This window comes from Burkholderia sp. BCC1993 (assembly GCF_905339865.1).
Lineage (GTDB): Bacteria > Pseudomonadota > Gammaproteobacteria > Burkholderiales > Burkholderiaceae > Burkholderia.
Genome location: NZ_CAJPGZ010000007.1, coordinates 1 through 17,784, shown reverse-complemented (window position 1 = coordinate 17,784; position 17,784 = coordinate 1). Strand labels below are relative to the sequence as shown.

General features: G+C 65.7%; 11 protein-coding genes. 6 read left to right on the top strand and 5 right to left on the bottom strand.

Translation table 11 applies throughout. The annotated features are described in order from the left end of the window. Positions 1-5: 5 nt before the first annotated feature. The gene (locus U4Y91_RS12745) at positions 6-728 is read right to left on the bottom strand and encodes a (Fe-S)-binding protein (RefSeq protein WP_321805353.1); all 723 of its coding nucleotides are present in this window, start codon (positions 726-728) and stop codon (positions 6-8) included. Between the two features lie 182 nt (positions 729-910). On the opposite strand from U4Y91_RS12745, the gene U4Y91_RS12740 reads away from it, so the two are divergent. Then, a complete protein-coding gene (locus tag U4Y91_RS12740) occupies positions 911-1,720 on the top strand; it encodes an IclR family transcriptional regulator (protein ID WP_124488314.1) in 810 nt (269 codons plus the stop codon). A 101-nt stretch (positions 1,721-1,821) separates the two neighbouring features. Here the strand turns inward: U4Y91_RS12740 and pbpG are convergent, their stop codons facing one another. Beyond that, entirely contained in the window at positions 1,822-2,973 is a 1,152-nt protein-coding gene (pbpG, locus tag U4Y91_RS12735) for a D-alanyl-D-alanine endopeptidase (RefSeq protein ID WP_321805352.1), read from the bottom strand. 655 nt (positions 2,974-3,628) lie between these two features. On the opposite strand from pbpG, the gene U4Y91_RS12730 reads away from it, so the two are divergent. Beyond that, positions 3,629-4,195 carry a phasin family protein gene (locus tag U4Y91_RS12730; RefSeq protein WP_044848197.1) on the top strand — a complete coding sequence of 189 codons (567 nt, stop codon included), beginning with the start codon at positions 3,629-3,631 and terminating at the stop codon, positions 4,193-4,195. Positions 4,196-4,401: 206 nt separating this feature from the next. Here the strand turns inward: U4Y91_RS12730 and lpdA are convergent, their stop codons facing one another. From lpdA to aceE, 3 genes are all read right to left on the bottom strand, one after another. Continuing rightward, a complete protein-coding gene (lpdA, locus tag U4Y91_RS12725; protein WP_321805351.1) occupies positions 4,402-6,171 on the bottom strand; it encodes a dihydrolipoyl dehydrogenase in 1,770 nt (589 codons plus the stop codon). A 275-nt stretch (positions 6,172-6,446) separates the two neighbouring features. Further along, entirely contained in the window at positions 6,447-8,081 is a 1,635-nt protein-coding gene (gene aceF / locus U4Y91_RS12720) for a dihydrolipoyllysine-residue acetyltransferase (RefSeq protein WP_321805350.1), read from the bottom strand. A gap of 70 nt (positions 8,082-8,151) precedes the next feature. Continuing rightward, positions 8,152-10,848 (bottom strand): pyruvate dehydrogenase (acetyl-transferring), homodimeric type, encoded by a 2,697-nt coding sequence (gene aceE / locus U4Y91_RS12715; RefSeq protein WP_321805349.1) that lies wholly within the window; start codon positions 10,846-10,848, stop codon positions 8,152-8,154. Positions 10,849-11,121: 273 nt separating this feature from the next. On the opposite strand from aceE, the gene fixL reads away from it, so the two are divergent. The 4 genes from fixL to U4Y91_RS12695 all read left to right on the top strand — a co-directional run bounded on the left by fixL (position 11,122) and on the right by U4Y91_RS12695 (position 17,736). Further along, on the top strand, positions 11,122-13,638 hold the full coding sequence (fixL, locus tag U4Y91_RS12710) for an oxygen sensor histidine kinase FixL (RefSeq protein WP_321805348.1): 2,517 nt from the start codon (positions 11,122-11,124) through the stop codon (positions 13,636-13,638). Next, positions 13,635-14,273: an oxygen response regulator transcription factor FixJ gene (gene fixJ / locus U4Y91_RS12705; protein WP_006493245.1), complete on the top strand. Its 639-nt coding sequence runs from the start codon at positions 13,635-13,637 to the stop codon at positions 14,271-14,273. The genes fixL and fixJ overlap by 4 nt, the downstream gene beginning before the upstream one ends. A gap of 233 nt (positions 14,274-14,506) precedes the next feature. Beyond that, positions 14,507-15,364 (top strand): bifunctional methylenetetrahydrofolate dehydrogenase/methenyltetrahydrofolate cyclohydrolase FolD, encoded by an 858-nt coding sequence (gene folD / locus U4Y91_RS12700; RefSeq protein WP_321805347.1) that lies wholly within the window; start codon positions 14,507-14,509, stop codon positions 15,362-15,364. Positions 15,365-15,648: 284 nt separating this feature from the next. After that, on the top strand, positions 15,649-17,736 hold the full coding sequence (locus tag U4Y91_RS12695) for a M3 family metallopeptidase (RefSeq protein ID WP_321805346.1): 2,088 nt from the start codon (positions 15,649-15,651) through the stop codon (positions 17,734-17,736). The last annotated feature ends 48 nt before the right edge of the window (positions 17,737-17,784 follow it).

The window sequence follows — 17,784 nt, the reverse complement described above, 5'->3', positions numbered from 1 at the left end:
GGGCGTCAGACGTCGCCCGCCAGCACCTGCGCGACGTGCAGCACGCGGGTGTCGCGGTCGCCCGTGCGGCGCAACCGCCCTTCGATGTTCAGCATGCAGCCGAGATCGCCGAGCACGACGGCGCCCGCACCGGACGCGCGCACGTTCGCGCACTTTTCGTCCGCGATGGCCGCCGAAATGTCGCCGTACTTGACCGCGAACGTGCCGCCGAAGCCGCAACAGTGCTCGCAGTCCTTCATCTCGGTGACGGCCACGCCGCGCTGCGCGAGCAGCGCGCGCGGCTGCGCCTTCACGCCGAGCTCGCGCAGGCCCGAGCATGAGTCGTGATAGGTGACGGGCCCCGTGAATTCGCCGGGGGCGAGCGTCACCTTCGCGACGTTCGCGAGGAAATCGGTCAGTTCGTAGACTTTCTGCTGGAATCGCGCATAGCGCCCCATCAGTTCGGGGTCGTCGCGGAACAGGTCGCCGTAGTGCGCGCGGATCATGCCGCCGCACGAGCCCGACGGCGCGACGAGGTAATCGAACTGCTCGAACTCGCGCAGCGTCTTTTCGGCGAGATCCCGCGCGAGCGCGCGGTCGCCCGAGTTGTAGGCCGGCTGGCCGCAACACGTCTGCGCGGGCGGCACGAACACTTCGTAGCCGGCGTCGCGAATCAGTTTCAGCGCGGAAAAGCCGATTTCCGGACGCATCAGGTCGACCAGGCAGGTCACGAACAAACCGACTCGCATACGCGCTCCTTCGAGAAAACGGCTCTCATTATCCGCCGTTTGGCCGGCAAGACCAACGCCGGCACGCGCGCAAGTGCGCAATGCCGGAAACGAGGATTTCCTCGAACGGCGTTCGCTTTTTTCACGATACGAGATACAATCGACGCAATACCGCTTGACGCGTCAACCGATTCTCCCCCGACATGAGCCAACCCACCCCGGATTCCAAAACGTCGATCCAGGTGATCGAACGCATGATGCGGCTGCTGGACGCGCTCGCCGCGCACAGCGACCCCGTCAGCCTGAAAGAGCTTGCGCAGCGCACGGAGCTGCATCCGTCGACCGCACACCGCATCCTCAACGACATGGTGACCTGCCGCCTCGTCGACCGCTCCGATCCCGGCACCTACCGGCTCGGCATGCGGCTGCTCGAGCTCGGCAACCTCGTGAAGGCGCGCCTGTCGGTACGCGACGCTGCGCTGATGCCGATGCGCGAATTGCACCGCCTGACCGGCCAGACCGTGAACCTGTCGGTGCGCCAGGGCGACGAAATCGTCTATATCGAGCGCGCGTATTCCGAACGCTCGGGGATGCAGGTCGTCCGCGCGATCGGCGGCCGCGCGCCGCTGCACCTGACGTCGGTCGGCAAGCTGTTTCTCGCGGTCGACGAAACGTCGCGCGTGCGCGCCTATGCGACGCGCACCGGGCTGTCCGGCCATACGCAGAACAGCATCACCGACATCGCGAAGCTCGAGCGCGAGTTGACACTCGTGCGCCAGCAATCGTGCGCGCGCGACAACGAGGAACTGGAGCTGGGCGTGCGCTGCATCGCGGCCGGCATCTACGACGACTCGGGCAAGCTCGTCGCGGGCCTGTCGCTGTCGGCACCGGCCGACCGCCTGCAGGATGCGTGGCTCGGCCAGTTGAGCCGCACCGCGCTGACCATCTCGGAATCGCTCGGCTACCGGCCCGCGCCCACGAAGGATGCTGAAGGGCTGCAACGGCACGCATGAGCCGCGCCGCGCGCCGCATGGCGGCCGGACGAAAAAAAGCCCCGCATCGCGGGGCTTTTTCTTTGCGGCGATCGGCACGGCGGCGAACCGCCGTGGCGCGCTCAGGTGCCGCCGTTCGCCGTGTTGGCGGCCGTCAGGCGTTCGCCGCCGCCGGCATCGAGCCAGTTGCGCAGGCGTGCCGCGTCGGCGAAGCGCGAATACTTGCCGAACGAATCCAGCAGCACCATCACCATCGGCCGACCATGGATCGTCGCCTGCATCACGAGACATTCGCCCGCCTCGTTGATGAAGCCCGTCTTCTGCAGACCGATGTCCCACGAGCCGTTGCCGCGGATCAGCGCGTTCGTGCTGTTGTAGACCAGGTTGCGCTTGCCCGTATTGACGTCGTACGTGCGGTCGGTCGAGAACTGCCGGATCGTCGGGTACTGGTACGCCGCGTTGACCATCTTTACGAGGTCGCGTGCGCTCGACACATTCGAGCTCGACAGGCCCGTCGAATTCTCGAAGTGGGTGTCGTTCATGCCCAGCGACTTCGCCTTCGCGTTCATCGCGGCGATGAACGCCGGACGGCCGCCCGGGTAGTAGCGCGACAGCGCGGCGGCCGCGCGGTTTTCAGACGCCATCAGCGCGATGTGCAGCATGTCCTCGCGCGACAGCACCGAGCCGACCGACAGGCGCGAACCCGTGCCCTTCTCGTAGTCGCGGTCTTCGTCGGTGACTTCGATCTGGTCGGTCATCGGCGACTTCGAGTCGAGCACGACCATCGCCGTCATCAGCTTCGAGATCGAGGCGATCGGCACGACGGCGAGCGAATTCTTGTCGAACAGCGACTCGCCGGTGTTCTGGTCGACGACGTACGCGACGCTCGAGCGCAGCGCGAGCGCGTCCGGCGTGTCGTGCAGGCCGAATGCCTGGCCGACGGTCGGGCGACGCGGCTGGAACGCGACCTTGCGCACCGCGCCGCGGTGGCCGTGCACGTTCGACGCGAGCGTCGCGCGCTTGCGCGATGCCTTCGGCGCATCGGCCGACGCGACGTTGGCGGATTTCGCGGAGGCGGCCTTCACCGTCTTCTTCGTTGCCGAAGAAGTGGAAGCGGCTTTCCTGGCGGCCTGGTGGGTCTTCGCAGTGGCGGCAAAGGCGTCAGCGGGCGCGACGGACGCGGCGGTCGCCAGCAAGGCGACGGCGACCGACACAGCCGTGCCGAGCGTCATGCTCTGCAACAATCTGCGCGGTGAAAACGATTCGGCTTTCATTGGGGTCTGGACAAAGCGGGCGGGGTTTCCGCAAGTGTAGTTAAAGCTGAAAAAAAGAGCAATATTAGGCACTTACCGATCGTCGTTAAACCGGAATGTAAGGGTCGACCAACGATGACTCGATCACCCCCCGCGCTCCCATCGAAAAAATTCATGGGATGCGCCGCCCGACAGTACCCGTCTCCCGAATTACCACGCGGTTAATTGAGATAACGTCACTTTGGCGACGAATTAAAGCGGGGAAAGTACGTATCCGGCGTTCGGTGTGCCAGCGGCACCGGTCTCGACCGCGGCGGCGGCACGTCGCCACGGCACGCGCATCGAAACGGCGCGCTTTTCGACAGGAACAGAAGCATAACGTTCCACATGCCTGTCAGGTTTACCTGTGCATGATCACAGTGCGGCGCGCCTGCCCCGGCCAAGTGCGCACCATGTGGGAACACGTCTGAAACCGATTCCGAATCGGTCGCGATAACTTGTTGTTTTATCGATAATTTGTCGTGATTGTGCAATGCACAAAAAGTGCTTGACAAGACTTTTCTCTGCCCTAAAATATGACTCATTGCTGCGTTGCACAAAGCACGCGGCGCCGAGGTTCCCCATCGTAGTGCCCTTTACCCTTGCGATCGACGCGATCGCTTTTCAGGAGCTTGACATGTCCTTGCTGACCCCCGAGCAAATCGCCGCCGCACAGAAAGCCAACCTCGAAAGCCTGTTCGGTCTGACGACCAAGGCGTTCGAAGGCGTCGAAAAGCTGATCGAACTCAACCTGCAGGTCGTGAAGTCGACGCTGACCGAAAGCCAGGAAAACGCGCAGCGCCTGCTGTCGGTGAAGGACGCACAGGAACTGATCGCGCTGCAAGCAAGCCTGTCGCAGCCGGTCGCGGAAAAGGTGCTGTCGTACAGCCGTCACCTGTATGAAATCGCGTCGTCGACGCAAGCCGAGTTCGCGAAGGTTGCCGAAGCGCAATTCGAAGAGCAGAACAAGAAGGTCCAGGCACTCGTCGACAACGTCGCGAAGAACGCTCCGGCCGGTTCGGAAACGGCTGTCGCCGCACTGAAGTCGGCACTGAACGCTGCGAACACGACATACGAAACGGTCCAGAAGGCTGCCAAGCAAGCCGTCGAGATCGCCGAAACGAACTTCAACGCGGCTGCCGCTGTCGCGACGAAGGCTGCGAGCGCTGCTGCATCGCGCCGTTCGAGCAAGCCGGCCGCGTAAGCGTCCCCTGCTCCTGACAAAGCCGCGCACTGCGCGGCTTTTTTGTTTCCGGCGACGGAACATCCGGGCATCCGGTCGGCGCCGATGCGATGGCGCGATACGGACGGGGCACTGCCGCCGGCCGCGGGCAAAAAAACGCCGCCGTCCGGGTATCCCGGGCGGCGGCGTTTTTTGTGGCCGGCGCGAGGCCGGCCGAGCCGATTGCGTTACTTCTTGCGTTGCGGCGGCAGGTCCGTACAGACGCCTTCGTACAGCTCGGCGGCCATGCCGATCGATTCGCCGAGCGTCGGGTGCGGATGGATCGTCTTGCCGATGTCTTCCGCGTCCGCGCCCATCTCGACGGCGAGACAGACTTCGCTGATCAGGTCGCCCGCGTTCAGGCCGACGATCCCGCCGCCGATCACGCGATGGGTTTCCTCGTCGAAGATCAGCTTCGTGAAGCCTTCGTCGCGGCCGTTCGCGATCGCGCGGCCCGATGCGGCCCACGGGAACACCGCCTTGCCGTACTTGATGCCTTCGGCCTTGCACTGGTCTTCCGTCTTGCCCGCCCACGCCACTTCCGGATCCGTGTACGCCACCGACGGGATCTGCAGCGCGTCGAAGTACGCCTTTTCGCCGTGCGCGGCTTCCGCTGCGACGTGGCCTTCATGCACGGCCTTGTGCGCGAGCATCGGCTGACCGACGACGTCGCCGATCGCGAAGATGTGCGGGACGTTCGTGCGCATCTGCTTGTCGACGTCGATGAAGCCGCGGTCGGTGACCGCGACGCCTGCCTTGTCGGCACCGATGTTCTTGCCGTTCGGGCTGCGGCCCACCGCCACCAGCACGAGGTCGTAGCGCTGCGCTTCCGCCGGCGCCTTCTCGCCCTCGAACTTCACGTAGATGCCGTCTTCCTTCGCTTCCGCGCCGACCGTCTTGGTCTTCAGCATCACGTTGCCGAAGCGCTTCGCGTTGTACTTTTCCCAGACCTTCACGAGATCGCGGTCCGCGCCCATCATCAGGCCGTCCATCATTTCGACAACGTCGATCTCGGCGCCGAGCGTCGCGTACACCGTCGCCATTTCGAGGCCGATGATGCCGCCGCCGATCACGAGCATCCGCTTCGGCAACTGGCGCAGTTCGAGTGCGCCCGTCGAATCGACGACGCGCGGGTCCTCAGGCATGAACGGCAGCTTCACCGCCTGCGAGCCCGCGGCGATGATTGCCTGCTTGAACTTGACGACCTTCTTGCCGTTTTCGCCCTGCACTTCCATGTGATACGGATCGACGAACGCGCCGACGCCGGTGACCACTTCGACCTTGCGCGCCTTCGCCATGCCGGCGAGGCCCGTCGTCAGCTTCTTGACGACGCCGCCCTTGAAGTCGCGCAGCTTGTCGAGATCGACTTCCGGCTTGCCGAACGAGATGCCGTGCGACGCGAGCGCCGCGGCTTCGTCGATGACGAGTGCCGTGTGCAGCAGCGCCTTCGACGGGATGCAGCCCACGTTCAGGCAGACGCCGCCGAGTGTCGAGTAGCGTTCGACCAGCACCGTCTTCATGCCGAGGTCGGCTGCGCGGAACGCGGCCGAGTAGCCGCCGGGGCCGGCGCCGAGCACGAGCATGTCGCATTCGATGTCGGCGGAGCCGCTGTAGCTGCCTGCTTGCGGCGCGGCGGCCGGGGCGGCGGCGGGCGCGGCGGCCGGAGCCGGTGCTGCGGCCTTCGCGGGTTCGGCTGCTTTCGCGGGCGCGGCGGCGCCTGCCGATGCTTCGACGATGGCGATCACGGTGCCTTGCGAGACTTTCTCGCCGGCCTTGACCTTGACTTCCTTGACCGTGCCGGCGACGTCGCTGGGCACTTCCATGGAGGCTTTGTCCGATTCGAGCGTGATGAGCGTCTGCTCTTTTTCGATCACGTCGCCCGGCTTCACGTTGACTTCAATGACATCGACGCCGCTGAAATCGCCGATATCCGGAACCTTGACTTCGATGAGACTCATTACTGTCCCCTTCTTGATTAGCTGCAGACAGAGGGGGAGAAACCCGCAAGAACCGACTACGGCCTGACAAAAGAACGCGAACCTGGGCAGAACCACCTTTGCTGTCCGCCCAAGGACGCGCCTTTCTTTTGGTTACTTTTCTTTGGAAGACAAAGAAAAGTGACCGCCGCCCCGCGCAGGGGCGACGCTAGCAGACCGTTAGCGAAACAGGTTCAACGACAGGGCGAGGATCACAGACATCAACCCCACGCCCCCGCGAGCCACTCCCACGCTCATCAAAGAATGATGCGACGGAAATCGGCAAGCAACGCGCCGAGATACGCATTGAACCGCGCGGCTTCCGCGCCATCGATGACGCGATGGTCATACGACAGCGACAGCGGCAGCGTGAGCCGAGGCACGAACTGCTTGCCGTCCCACACCGGCTTCATCTGGCCGCGCGACAACCCGAGGATGGCGACTTCCGGCGCGTTGATGATCGGCGTGAAGTTCGTGCCGCCGATCCCGCCGAGCGACGAGATCGAGAAGCAGCCGCCCTGCATCTGGTCCGGCTTCAGCTTGCCGTCGCGCGCGGCCTTCGACAGCTCGGCCATTTCCTTCGCGATGTCGACGAGACCCTTCTTGTCCGCGTCGCGGATCACCGGCACGACGAGGCCGTTCGGTGTGTCAGCCGCAAAACCGACGTGGTAGTACTGCTTGAACACCAGGTTGTCGCCGTCGAGGCTCGCGTTGAAGGTCGGGAACTTCTTCAGCGCGGCGACGACCGCCTTGATCACGAACGCGAGCATCGTGAACTTCACGCCCGCCTTCTCGTGCTCCTTGTTCAGCTGCACGCGCAGCGCTTCGAGCTCGGTGATGTCCGCTTCGTCGTTGTTCGTGACGTGCGGGATCATCACCCAGTTGCGATGCAAGTTCGCGCCCGAGATCTTCTTGATGCGCGACAGCGGCTTCGCCTCGAACGGGCCGAACTTCGCGAAGTCGACCTTCGGCCACGGCAGCAGATTCAGCTCGCCGCCGCCTGCCGGCGCGGCTGCTGCGGCCGGCGCTGCACGCTGGCCCGTCATCACGCCCTTCACGAAGCCCGTGATGTCTTCCTTCGTGATGCGGCCCTTCGGACCGCTACCCTGCACGCGTGCGACTTCCACGCCGAGTTCGCGCGCAAACTTGCGCACGGACGGCGATGCGTGGCTTGCGCGGTACTCGCCCGACGCTGCGGCGGCCGGCGCGGCAGCAGCCGGAGCCGGTGCAGCCTTCGCGGGTGCCGGTGCGGCGGCGGGTGCCGGCGCGGCAGCGGCCGGAGCCGGTGCGCTCGCCTGCGGCGCGGCGGCAGGCGCGCCGCCAGCGGCGTCGAGCAGCACGATCAGCGTGCCTTCCGACACCGAATCGCCCACCTTGACCTTGATTTCCTTCACGACGCCGGCGGCCGGGCTCGGCACGTCCATCGTCGCCTTGTCGGACTCGAGCGTGACGAGCGACTGCTCCTTCTCGACCGTGTCGCCGACCTTCACGCCGATCTCGATCACCGGGACGTCCTTGTAGTCGCCGATGTCGGGCACCTTCACCTCGAGCGTGCCGCCCGATGCTGCCGGCGCGGCTGCAGCCGGTGCCGGCGCTGCCGCCGGAGCCGGGGCTGCTGCCGGCGCGGCCGCGCCGTTCACCTGCGCCGCGGCGCCGCCGTCGAGCAGGATGATCAGCGAGCCTTCCGACACGGAATCGCCCACCTTGATCTTCACTTCCTTGACCGTGCCGGCTGCCGGGCTCGGGACGTCCATCGTCGCCTTGTCCGACTCGAGCGTGACGAGCGACTGCTCGGGCTCGACCGTGTCACCCACCTTCACGAGCACCTCGATGACGGGCACGTCCTTGTAATCGCCGATATCCGGCACCTTCACTTCGATCGCTTGACTCATCTTTTTGTGTCTCCATGGCCGCGCGCGCCCCTCCCGGAAGCGGCGCGCGGCATCACACGGCGCGTGTGCGTTAAACGGTCATCGGGTTGGGCTTGGACGGATCGAGGTTGTACTTGGCAATCGCGTCCGCGACCACCTTGCGCTCGATCGTGCCTTCGTCGGCCAGCGCGTTCAGCGCGGCGACGGTGACCCAGTGACGGTCGACTTCGAAGAAGTGACGCAGCTTCTCGCGGGTGTCCGAACGACCGAAACCGTCCGTGCCCAGCACGACGAAGCGGCGATCGATCTGGCCGCGGATCTGGTCGACCAGCGCGCGCACGTAGTCGGTCGATGCGATGACCGGACCCTGCGTGTCCTTCAGGCACTTCTGCACGTGCGACAGACGACGCTCCTCGGTCGGATGGAGCAGGTTCCAGCGCTCGACTTCGTGGCCTTCACGCGCGAGTTCGGTGAAGCTCGGCACGCTCCACAGGTCGGCCGCGACGCCCCAGTCGTTCTTCAGCAGGTCGGCGGCAGCGATCACTTCGTTGAAGATCGTGCCCGCGCCGAGCAGCTGCACGCGCGGCGCCTTCGCGTCCGCGTCGGCCTTCTTGAACGCGTACATGCCCTTGATGATGTCGGCCGCCACGTGCTCGCCCTGCGGAATCGCCGGGTGCTCGTAGTTCTCGTTCATCACCGTGATGTAGTAGTACACGTCTTCCTGGTCCTGCACCATGCGGCGCAGGCCGTCCTGGATGATCACCGCGAGTTCGTAGCCGAACGTCGGGTCGTAGCTCACGCAGTTCGGCACCGATGCGGCCCACAGGAGCGAGTGACCGTCTTCGTGCTGCAGGCCTTCGCCGTTCAGCGTCGTGCGGCCTGCGGTGCCGCCGAGCAGGAAGCCGCGCGAGCGCATGTCGCCCGCCGCCCATGCCAGGTCGCCGATCCGCTGGAAGCCGAACATCGAATAGAAGATGTAGAACGGCACCATGATCTCGCCGTGCGTCGAATACGACGTCGCCGCCGCGATCCAGTCGCACATGCCGCCCGCTTCGTTGATGCCTTCCTGCAGGATCTGGCCGGTTTCCGATTCCTTGTAGAACATCAGCTGGTCGGAATCTTCCGGCACGTACTTCTGGCCCTGCTGGTTCCAGATGCCGATCTGGCGGAACAGGCCTTCCATGCCGAACGTACGCGACTCGTCCGGGACGATCGGCACGACGCGCTTGCCGAGCGCCTTGTCCTTCAGCAGGATGTTCAGGATCCGCACGAACGCCATCGTCGTCGAGATCTCACGGCCTTCGCCCGTGCCCTTCAGCAGCGGCTCGAACGCGTCGAGCGCCGGCACCGGCAGCGACGTCGCCTTCTCGCGGCGCTGCGGCAGGTAGCCGCCGAGATCCATGCGCTGCTTGCGCATGTATTCGAGTTCCTTCGAGCCTTCCTCGAACTTGAGGTACGGCACGTCGGCGATCTGCTCGTCGGTGATCGGCAGGCGGAACTGGTCGCGGAACTTCTTCAGTTGCTCGACCGGCAGCTTCTTCTGCTGGTGCGTGATGTTCATCGCCTGGCCCGACTCGCCCATCCCGTAGCCCTTGATGGTCTTCGCGAGGATGACGGTCGGCGCGTCCTTGGTGTTGCTGGCTTCGTGGAACGCCGCGTAGATCTTGTGCGGATCGTGGCCGCCGCGGTTCAGCGCCCAGATGTCGTCGTCCGACCAGTCGGCGACCAGCGCCTTCAGTTCAGGCGAGTTGAAGAAGTGCTCGCGGACGAACGCGCCCGATTCCGACTTGTAGGTCTGGTATTCGCCGTCGACGACTTCCATCATGCGGCGCATCAGCGCGCCCGTCTTGTCGCGTGCGAACAGCGCATCCCAGCGGCTGCCCCAGATCACCTTGATCACGTTCCAGCCGGCGCCGCGGAATTCCGATTCCAGTTCCTGGATGATCTTGCCGTTGCCGCGCACCGGGCCGTCGAGACGCTGCAGGTTGCAGTTGATCACGAACACGAGGTTGTCGAGCTTCTCGCGGCTCGCCATGCCGATCGCGCCGAGCGATTCCGGCTCGTCGGTCTCGCCGTCGCCGAGGAACGCCCACACCTTGCGGCCCTGCGTCTTCGCGATGCCGCGCGCTTCGATGTACTTCATGAAGCGTGCCTGGTAGATCGCCATGATCGGGCCGAGACCCATCGACACGGTCGGGAACTGCCAGAAGTCCGGCATCAGCCACGGGTGCGGATACGACGAGATGCCGTTGCCGCCGACTTCCTGACGGAAGTTGTCGAGCTGGTTCTCCGTCAGGCGGCCGAGCAGGAACGCGCGCGAGTACACGCCCGGCGACGAGTGGCCCTGCACGAACACGAGATCGCCGCCGTGGTTCTCGGACGGCGCGTGCCAGAAGTGGTTGTAGCCGACGTCATAGAGCGTCGCGGCCGATGCGAACGACGCGATGTGGCCGCCGACGTTCGTGTCCTTGCCTGCGCGCAGCACCATCGCCAGCGCGTTCCAGCGCGTGTACGAACGGATGCGGTGCTCGACGTCCTGGTCGCCCGGAATCTTCGCCTGGGCTTCGACCGGGATCGTGTTGATGTACGGGGTGTTGGCGGAGAACGGCAGGTGTTCGCCGTGCATGCGGGCGAACTCGATCTGCTTTTCGATCAGGTAGTGCGCGCGGCCGGTGCCCACGGAGGAGATCACGCCGTCGAGCGACTCGAGCCATTCAACGGTTTCTTGCGGGTCGTCGTCACGTTCGGCGGCGACATATTTCATCACTTCGTTCGGTACAGCGGACATTCTCGTCTCCTGGGTCCTGGAATGTGAAGATCGCTCTCGTGCAGACGACGCGACGCGACCGGCTGCGGGCAAGCTCCGACGGATTGTAATGAGCGTGCCCGGCCCCGCGCAACAGAATTTTCGAATTATGAGATCTTTTCTCGTAATGCGGAATATTGCTGCGCTGCACCCTTGCGGCGGGCCTCTCCGGCACGCGCCGCGGGCACAAATCCGTTTCCGTTCAACATATCCGGTATCGGTTTTCCATGTATTGCGCTGCGCTACAATCCTGCCATGTTGACCGATCGGCTTTTCGCACGCTCGGCGCGACCGTCGGGCCCGCCGGCGGAGTCGCAGCCGTCCCGCTGGCACCACGGACCGTGGTGGTCCAACTCCTATTTGCTGACGCCGCTGCTGTCGATCCTCGTGTTCCTCGTGGTGATGAGCCTGATTCTATGGAGCCTCAATCGCCGCGAACAGCAGCAGCAGGAAGACACCCTGTTCCGTAACGTCGCGTGGGCGCAGCAGCAGATCCGCCTGTCGATGACGGGCGCGCAGGAGCAGTTGCAGGCGCTGTCGCGCGATCTCGCGTCCGGCCGCCTCGACCAGAACGCATTCCAGATGGCCGTCGCGGACGTGATGCAGACGCATCCGGAAATCCTCTATCTGAACTGGTACACCGCACCCGGCGTGCAGCGCTGGCCGACCGTGCACCCGCCGCTGCTCGGCCAGCGGCTCGCGAAGCCCGGCGACGCGCAGATGCAGGACGCCGTGCGCGGCGCGTACGACGAAGCGCGCAGCACGCGCCGCCAGGCCTATTCGCCGCTGATCTACGACGACTTCGGCAACGGCTTCATCACGCTGCAGACGCCCGTGATGCGCGGCGACCGCGAATATCTCGGCGCGATCGCCGCGGTGTTCTCGGTCGAAGGGATCCTGAAGCACGACATCCCGCAGGAGCTGTCGTCGAAGTACAAGATCTCGATCACCGACTCGAACAACCGCGAGCTGTCGTCCACGTCGACGCGCCCGCGCCTGCCGCGCGACTCCCACTACGACCTGCCGCTCGACCCGCCCGGCCAGGGGCTGACCGTGCGCGTGTACGCGTTCCCGCAGCTCACGAACCTGACCAACAACACGCTCGTGTGGCTCGTGGCCGGCCTGTCGTGCTTCGTGCTGTGGAGCCTCTGGAGCCTGTGGAAGCACACGCGCCAGCGCTTCGAGGCACAGCAGGCGCTATACGCGGAGGCGTTCTTCCGCCGCGCGATGGAGAACTCGGTGCTGATCGGCATGCGCGTGCTCGACATGCACGGCCGCATCACGCACGTGAACCCCGCGTTCTGCCGGATGACGGGTTGGGACGAGTCCGACCTCGTCGGCAAGGTCGCGCCGTTCCCCTACTGGCCGCGCGACTCGTATCCCGAAATGCAGCGCCAGCTCGACATGACGCTGCGCGGCAAGGCACCGAGCTCGGGCTTCGAGCTGCGCGTGCGGCGCAAGAACGGCACGCTGTTCCATGCGCGCCTCTACGTTTCGCCGCTGATCGACAGCTCCGGCCGCCAGACCGGCTGGATGTCGTCGATGACCGACATCACCGAGCCGAAGCGCGCGCGCGAGGAACTCGCGGCTGCGCACGAGCGCTTCACGACGGTGCTCGAAAGCCTCGACGCCGCGGTGTCGGTGCTGGCCGCCGACGAAGCCGAGCTGCTGTTCGCGAACCGCTACTACCGCCACCTGTTCGGGATCCGCCCGGACGGCCACCTCGAGCTGTCGGGCGGCGGCTTCGACCGCGCACAGGCGTCGTCCGACTCGATCGACATGGTCGATGCGTTCGCGGGCCTGCCGGCCGCCGCGCTGACGAGCAGCACGGCCGACGCGCAGGAGGTGTACGTCGAGAGCATCCAGAAGTGGTTCGAGGTGCGCCGCCAGTACATCCAGTGGGTGGACGGCCACCTCGCGCAGATGCAGATCGCGACCGACATCACGACCCGCAAGAAGGCGCAGGAACTCGCGCACCAGCAGGAAGAGAAGCTGCAGTTCACGAGCCGATTGATGACGATGGGTGAAATGGCGTCGTCGATTGCGCACGAATTGAACCAGCCGCTCGCCGCGATCAACAACTATTGCTCGGGCACGCTCGCGCTCGTCAAGAGCGGCCGCGGCACGCCCGAGACGCTGCAGCCCGCGCTGGAAAAGACCGCGCAGCAGGCGCTGCGCGCGGGGATGATCGTCAAGCGGATCCGCGAATTCGTGAAGCGCAGCGAGCCGAAGCGCCAGCCGGCGCGGGTCGCGGACATCGTCGCCGACGCAGTCGGGCTCGCCGAAATCGAGGCCAGGAAGCGCAGGATCCGGATCGTCACGGAAATCCTCGCAAGAATGCCTATTATTTATGTCGACCCCGTGCTGATCGAGCAGGTGCTCGTGAACCTGATGAAGAACGCGGCCGAGGCGATGGCCGACGTGAAGCCGGCATCGGCGGACGGCGTGATCCGCGTCGTCGCCGACATCGATGCGGGTTTCGTCGATATCCGCGTGATCGACCAGGGTCCGGGCGTCGACGAAGCGACCGCCGAACGCCTGTTCGAACCGTTTTACAGCACCAAGTCCGACGGCATGGGCATGGGGCTGAACATCTGCCGTTCGATCATCGAATCGCATCGGGGGCGTCTGTGGGTGGTCAACAATGTCGAACCGGACGGCCGCATTTCCGGCGCGACATTCCACTGCAGCCTGCCCATTGGGGAACCCGCTGATCTCGGCCAAGGGGGGCGCGAGGCATCGGCATCACACACCGTTACGGGAGAACTATGAATAGCCCTGTCACCACCACTCAGGAAACTGTCTTCGTCGTCGACGACGACGAAGCCGTACGGGACTCGCTGCGCTGGCTACTGGAGGCGAACGGCTATCGCGTGCAATGTTTCTCGAGCGCCGAGCAGTTCCTCGATGCATATCAGCCGGCGCAGCAGGCCGGCCAGATCGCCTGCCTGATCCTCGACGTGCGGATGTCGGGCATGAGCGGCCTCGAGCTGCAGGAGCGCCTGATCGCCGACAACGCCGCGCTGCCGATCATCTTCGTCACGGGCCACGGCGACGTGCCGATGGCGGTGTCGACGATGAAAAAGGGTGCGATGGACTTTATCGAGAAACCGTTCGACGAGGCCGAACTGCGCAAGCTCGTCGAGCGGATGCTCGACAAGGCCCGAAGCGAAAGCAAGAGCGTCCAGGAACAGCGCGCCGCGAGCGAGCGCCTGTCGAAGCTGACCGCACGCGAGCAGCAGGTGCTCGAGCGGATCATCGCCGGCCGCCTGAACAAGCAGATCGCCGACGATCTCGGGATCAGCATCAAGACGGTCGAGGCGCACCGCGCGAACATCATGGAAAAGCTCAACGTCAACACGGTCGCCGATCTGCTGCGCCTCGCGCTGTCGAAGAAGCAGGCCTGAACGTTGCGCGGCCGCGGGCACCTGCCCGGCCGGCCGCGCCACCGCGCCGCGCGATGCGGCCCACTCGCGCGGCACGGCCCGGCGCCGCCTCCCGGGGCGCCGGCACCGCCGCCATGACGCTTTCCTTGTATTCGCTGTCGGACGACAGCAGGCGACCGGTATAATTGCGTGTTTTGCTGCGGCGTTTCGCGCGCCGCACGCTCGCATTTCAACTTCCCGGCAGGACCACCACCATGACAGCCCTCCTCATCGACGGCAACGCCCTCTCGAAGACCTTGCGCGCGCAGGCCGCCGAACGCGCCGCCGCCCTGACCGCACGCGGCCACCAGCCCGGCCTCGCGGTGATCCTCGTCGGCGCCAACCCGGCGAGCGAAGTCTATGTGCGCAACAAGATCAAGGCGTGCGAGGACAACGGCTTCTTCTCGCAGAAGGATGCGTACGCGGACACGCTGTCGGAAGCCGACCTGCTCGCGCGCATCGACGAACTGAACCGCGACCCGAAGATCCACGGCATCCTGGTCCAGCTGCCGCTGCCCGCGCACATCGACAGCCACAAGGTGATCGAGGCGATCGCGCCGGAGAAGGACGTCGACGGTTTCCACGTCGCGAACGCCGGCGCACTGATGACGGGCAAGCCGCTGTTCCGCCCGTGCACGCCGTACGGCGTGATGAAGATGTTCGAAGCGCATGACATCCCGCTGCAAGGCGCCAACGCCGTCGTGATCGGCCGCTCGAACATCGTCGGCAAGCCGATGGCGATGCTGCTGCTCGAAGCCGGCGCGACCGTGACGATCTGCCACAGCAAGACGCGCGACCTCGCCGCGCACACGCGGCAGGCCGACATCGTGGTCGCCGCGGTCGGCAAGCGCAACATCCTGACGGCCGACATGGTCAAGCCGGGCGCAACGGTGATCGACGTCGGCATGAACCGCGACGACGCGGGCAAGCTGTGCGGCGACGTCGACTTCGCCGGCGTGAAGGAAGTCGCCGGCCACATCACGCCGGTGCCGGGCGGCGTCGGCCCGATGACCATCACGATGCTGCTGATCAACACGATCGAAGCCGCCGAGCGCGCCGCCGCTGCCGCCTGAGCGCCTTCGACCCTCTCGCCCGTCCAGCCGGCGCGCATGCGTGCGCCGGCGTCCCGCCGGCCGCCTGTCGCGGCCGCGTCAGCGCCCTGCCATACTGCCGCGCTCCGCTTCATTCCGCCCCTTTCGACCCTTTCCGGCTCCGCATCACACACCGCCAATCGCATCGTTAGAAACTAACGATTGGAAAGCGCGCGATGCGCCCCAATAATGTCGATATCGGGCGCCGCCGCATCGCGCCTCACCCTTTTCACCCCGGTTCATCCGGCAACAGACAGGGAGTCTTAATGTCCGCCAGCGCCAATACCAATCCGCTCCTCGATTTCTCCGGCCTGCCCCGCTTCGGCGAGATTCGTCCGGAACACGTGACGCCCGCGCTCGACACGCTGCTCGATGCCGCCAACCGCGCGGTCGACACGGCGAGCGCACCCGCGACGCCGGCGACCTGGGCCGCGATCGTCGAGACGGTCGAGCAGGCGACGGAGCCGCTCGGGCGCGCTTGGGGCGTCGTCGGCCACCTGAACGCGGTCGCCGATACGCCGGAACTGCGCGCCGCCTACGGCGAAAACCTGCCGCGCGTGACCGAATTCTGGTCGAGCGTCGGCCAGAACCTCGCGCTGTACGAGAAGTACAAGGCGATCACCGCGAGCGCCGAATACGCGACGCTGTCCGCCGAGCGCAAGAAGATCCTCGACAATGCCCTGCGCGATTTCCGCCTGTCGGGCGCCGAGTTGCCGGAAGACCGGAAACCGCGCTTCGCGGAACTGCAGGAGCAGCAGGCCGCGCTGTCGAAGGCGTTCTCCGACCACGTGCTCGACGCGACCAACGCGTATGCGTATTACGCGCAGGACGAAGCCGAGCTGGCCGGCCTGCCGGGCGACGCGATCGAAGCGGCCCGCGAGGCCGCGCAGAAGGAAGGCAAGGAAGGCTGGAAGTTCACGCTGCACTTCCCGTCCTACTTCCCGGTGCTGCAGTACGCCGAGAACCGTGCGATGCGCGAGACGCTGTACCGCGCGTATGCGACGCGCGCGTCCGAACTCGGGCCGCAGTACGGCGGCGGCAAGGCCGAATGGGACAACACGGCGATCGTCGCGGACGAGCTGAAGCTGCGCCGCGAAGAAGCGCAGATGCTCGGCTACCGCAACTTCGCCGAAGTGTCGCTCGCGCCGAAGATGGCCGAATCACCGCAACAGGTGATCGCGTTCCTCGAGGATCTCGCGACGCGCGCGCGCCCGCACGCGGACAAGGACTGGGACGAACTGCGCGCGTTCGCCGCGAAGGAACTCGGCCTGACCGAGCTCGCCCCGTGGGACGTCGCGTTCGCGGCCGAGCGGCTGCGTCAGCAGCGCTACGCGTTCTCGGAAAACGAGGTCAAGCAGTACTTCCCGGAACCGGCCGTGCTGAAGGGCCTGTTCAACGTCACCGAAACGCTGTTCGGCGTGCGGATCAAGCCGGACGACGCACCGGTGTGGCACAAGGACGTGCGCTTCTTCCGCGTGGAGAACCGCGACGGCTCGCTCGTCGCGCAGTTCTATCTCGACCTGTACGCACGCGAAGGCAAGCGCGGCGGCGCGTGGATGGACGATGCGCGTGCGCGCGCCAAGCGCGGCGACACCGTGCAGACGCCGGTCGCGTACCTGACCTGCAACTTCTCGGCACCCGTCGGCGGCAAGCCCGCGTGCTTCACGCACGACGAGGTCATCACGCTGTTCCATGAATTCGGCCACGGGCTGCATCACATGCTCACGCGCGTCGACGAGCTCGGCGTGTCGGGCATCAACGGCGTCGAATGGGATGCGGTCGAGCTGCCGTCGCAGTTCATGGAAAACTTCTGCTGGGAATGGGACGTGCTGTCGTCGATGTCGTCGCACGTCGATACGGGCGCCGCGCTGCCGCGCGAGCTGTTCGACAAGATGATCGCCGCGAAGAACTTCCAGAGCGGCCTCGGCACGCTGCGCCAGATCGTGTTCTCGATGTTCGACATGCTGCTGCACGTCGACTTCGACCCGGCCGGCACGACCGGCGTGAACGCGTTCGCGCGCGAGATCAACGAGCGCTACCACGTGATCCCGCAGGCCGCGTTCTCGCGCTGGCCGAACACGTTCAGCCACATCTTCGCGGGCGGCTATGCGGCCGGCTACTACAGCTACAAGTGGGCCGAGGTGCTGTCGGCCGACGCGTACGCGGCGTTCGAGGAAGCGGCGGCCGCCAGCGGCAGCGTGCTCGACGCGGCGACCGGCACGCGCTATCGCCGCGAAATCCTCGAAGTCGGCGGCAGCCGGCCGGCGATGGATTCGTTCAAGGCGTTCCGCGGCCGCGAGCCCGAAATCGACGCGCTGCTGCGTCACAACGGGATGGCCTCGCCCGCGCACTGAGCGCGCGCTGTCCGGCTTGTCCGGCTGCGTCGAAAGGCATCGCTGCGG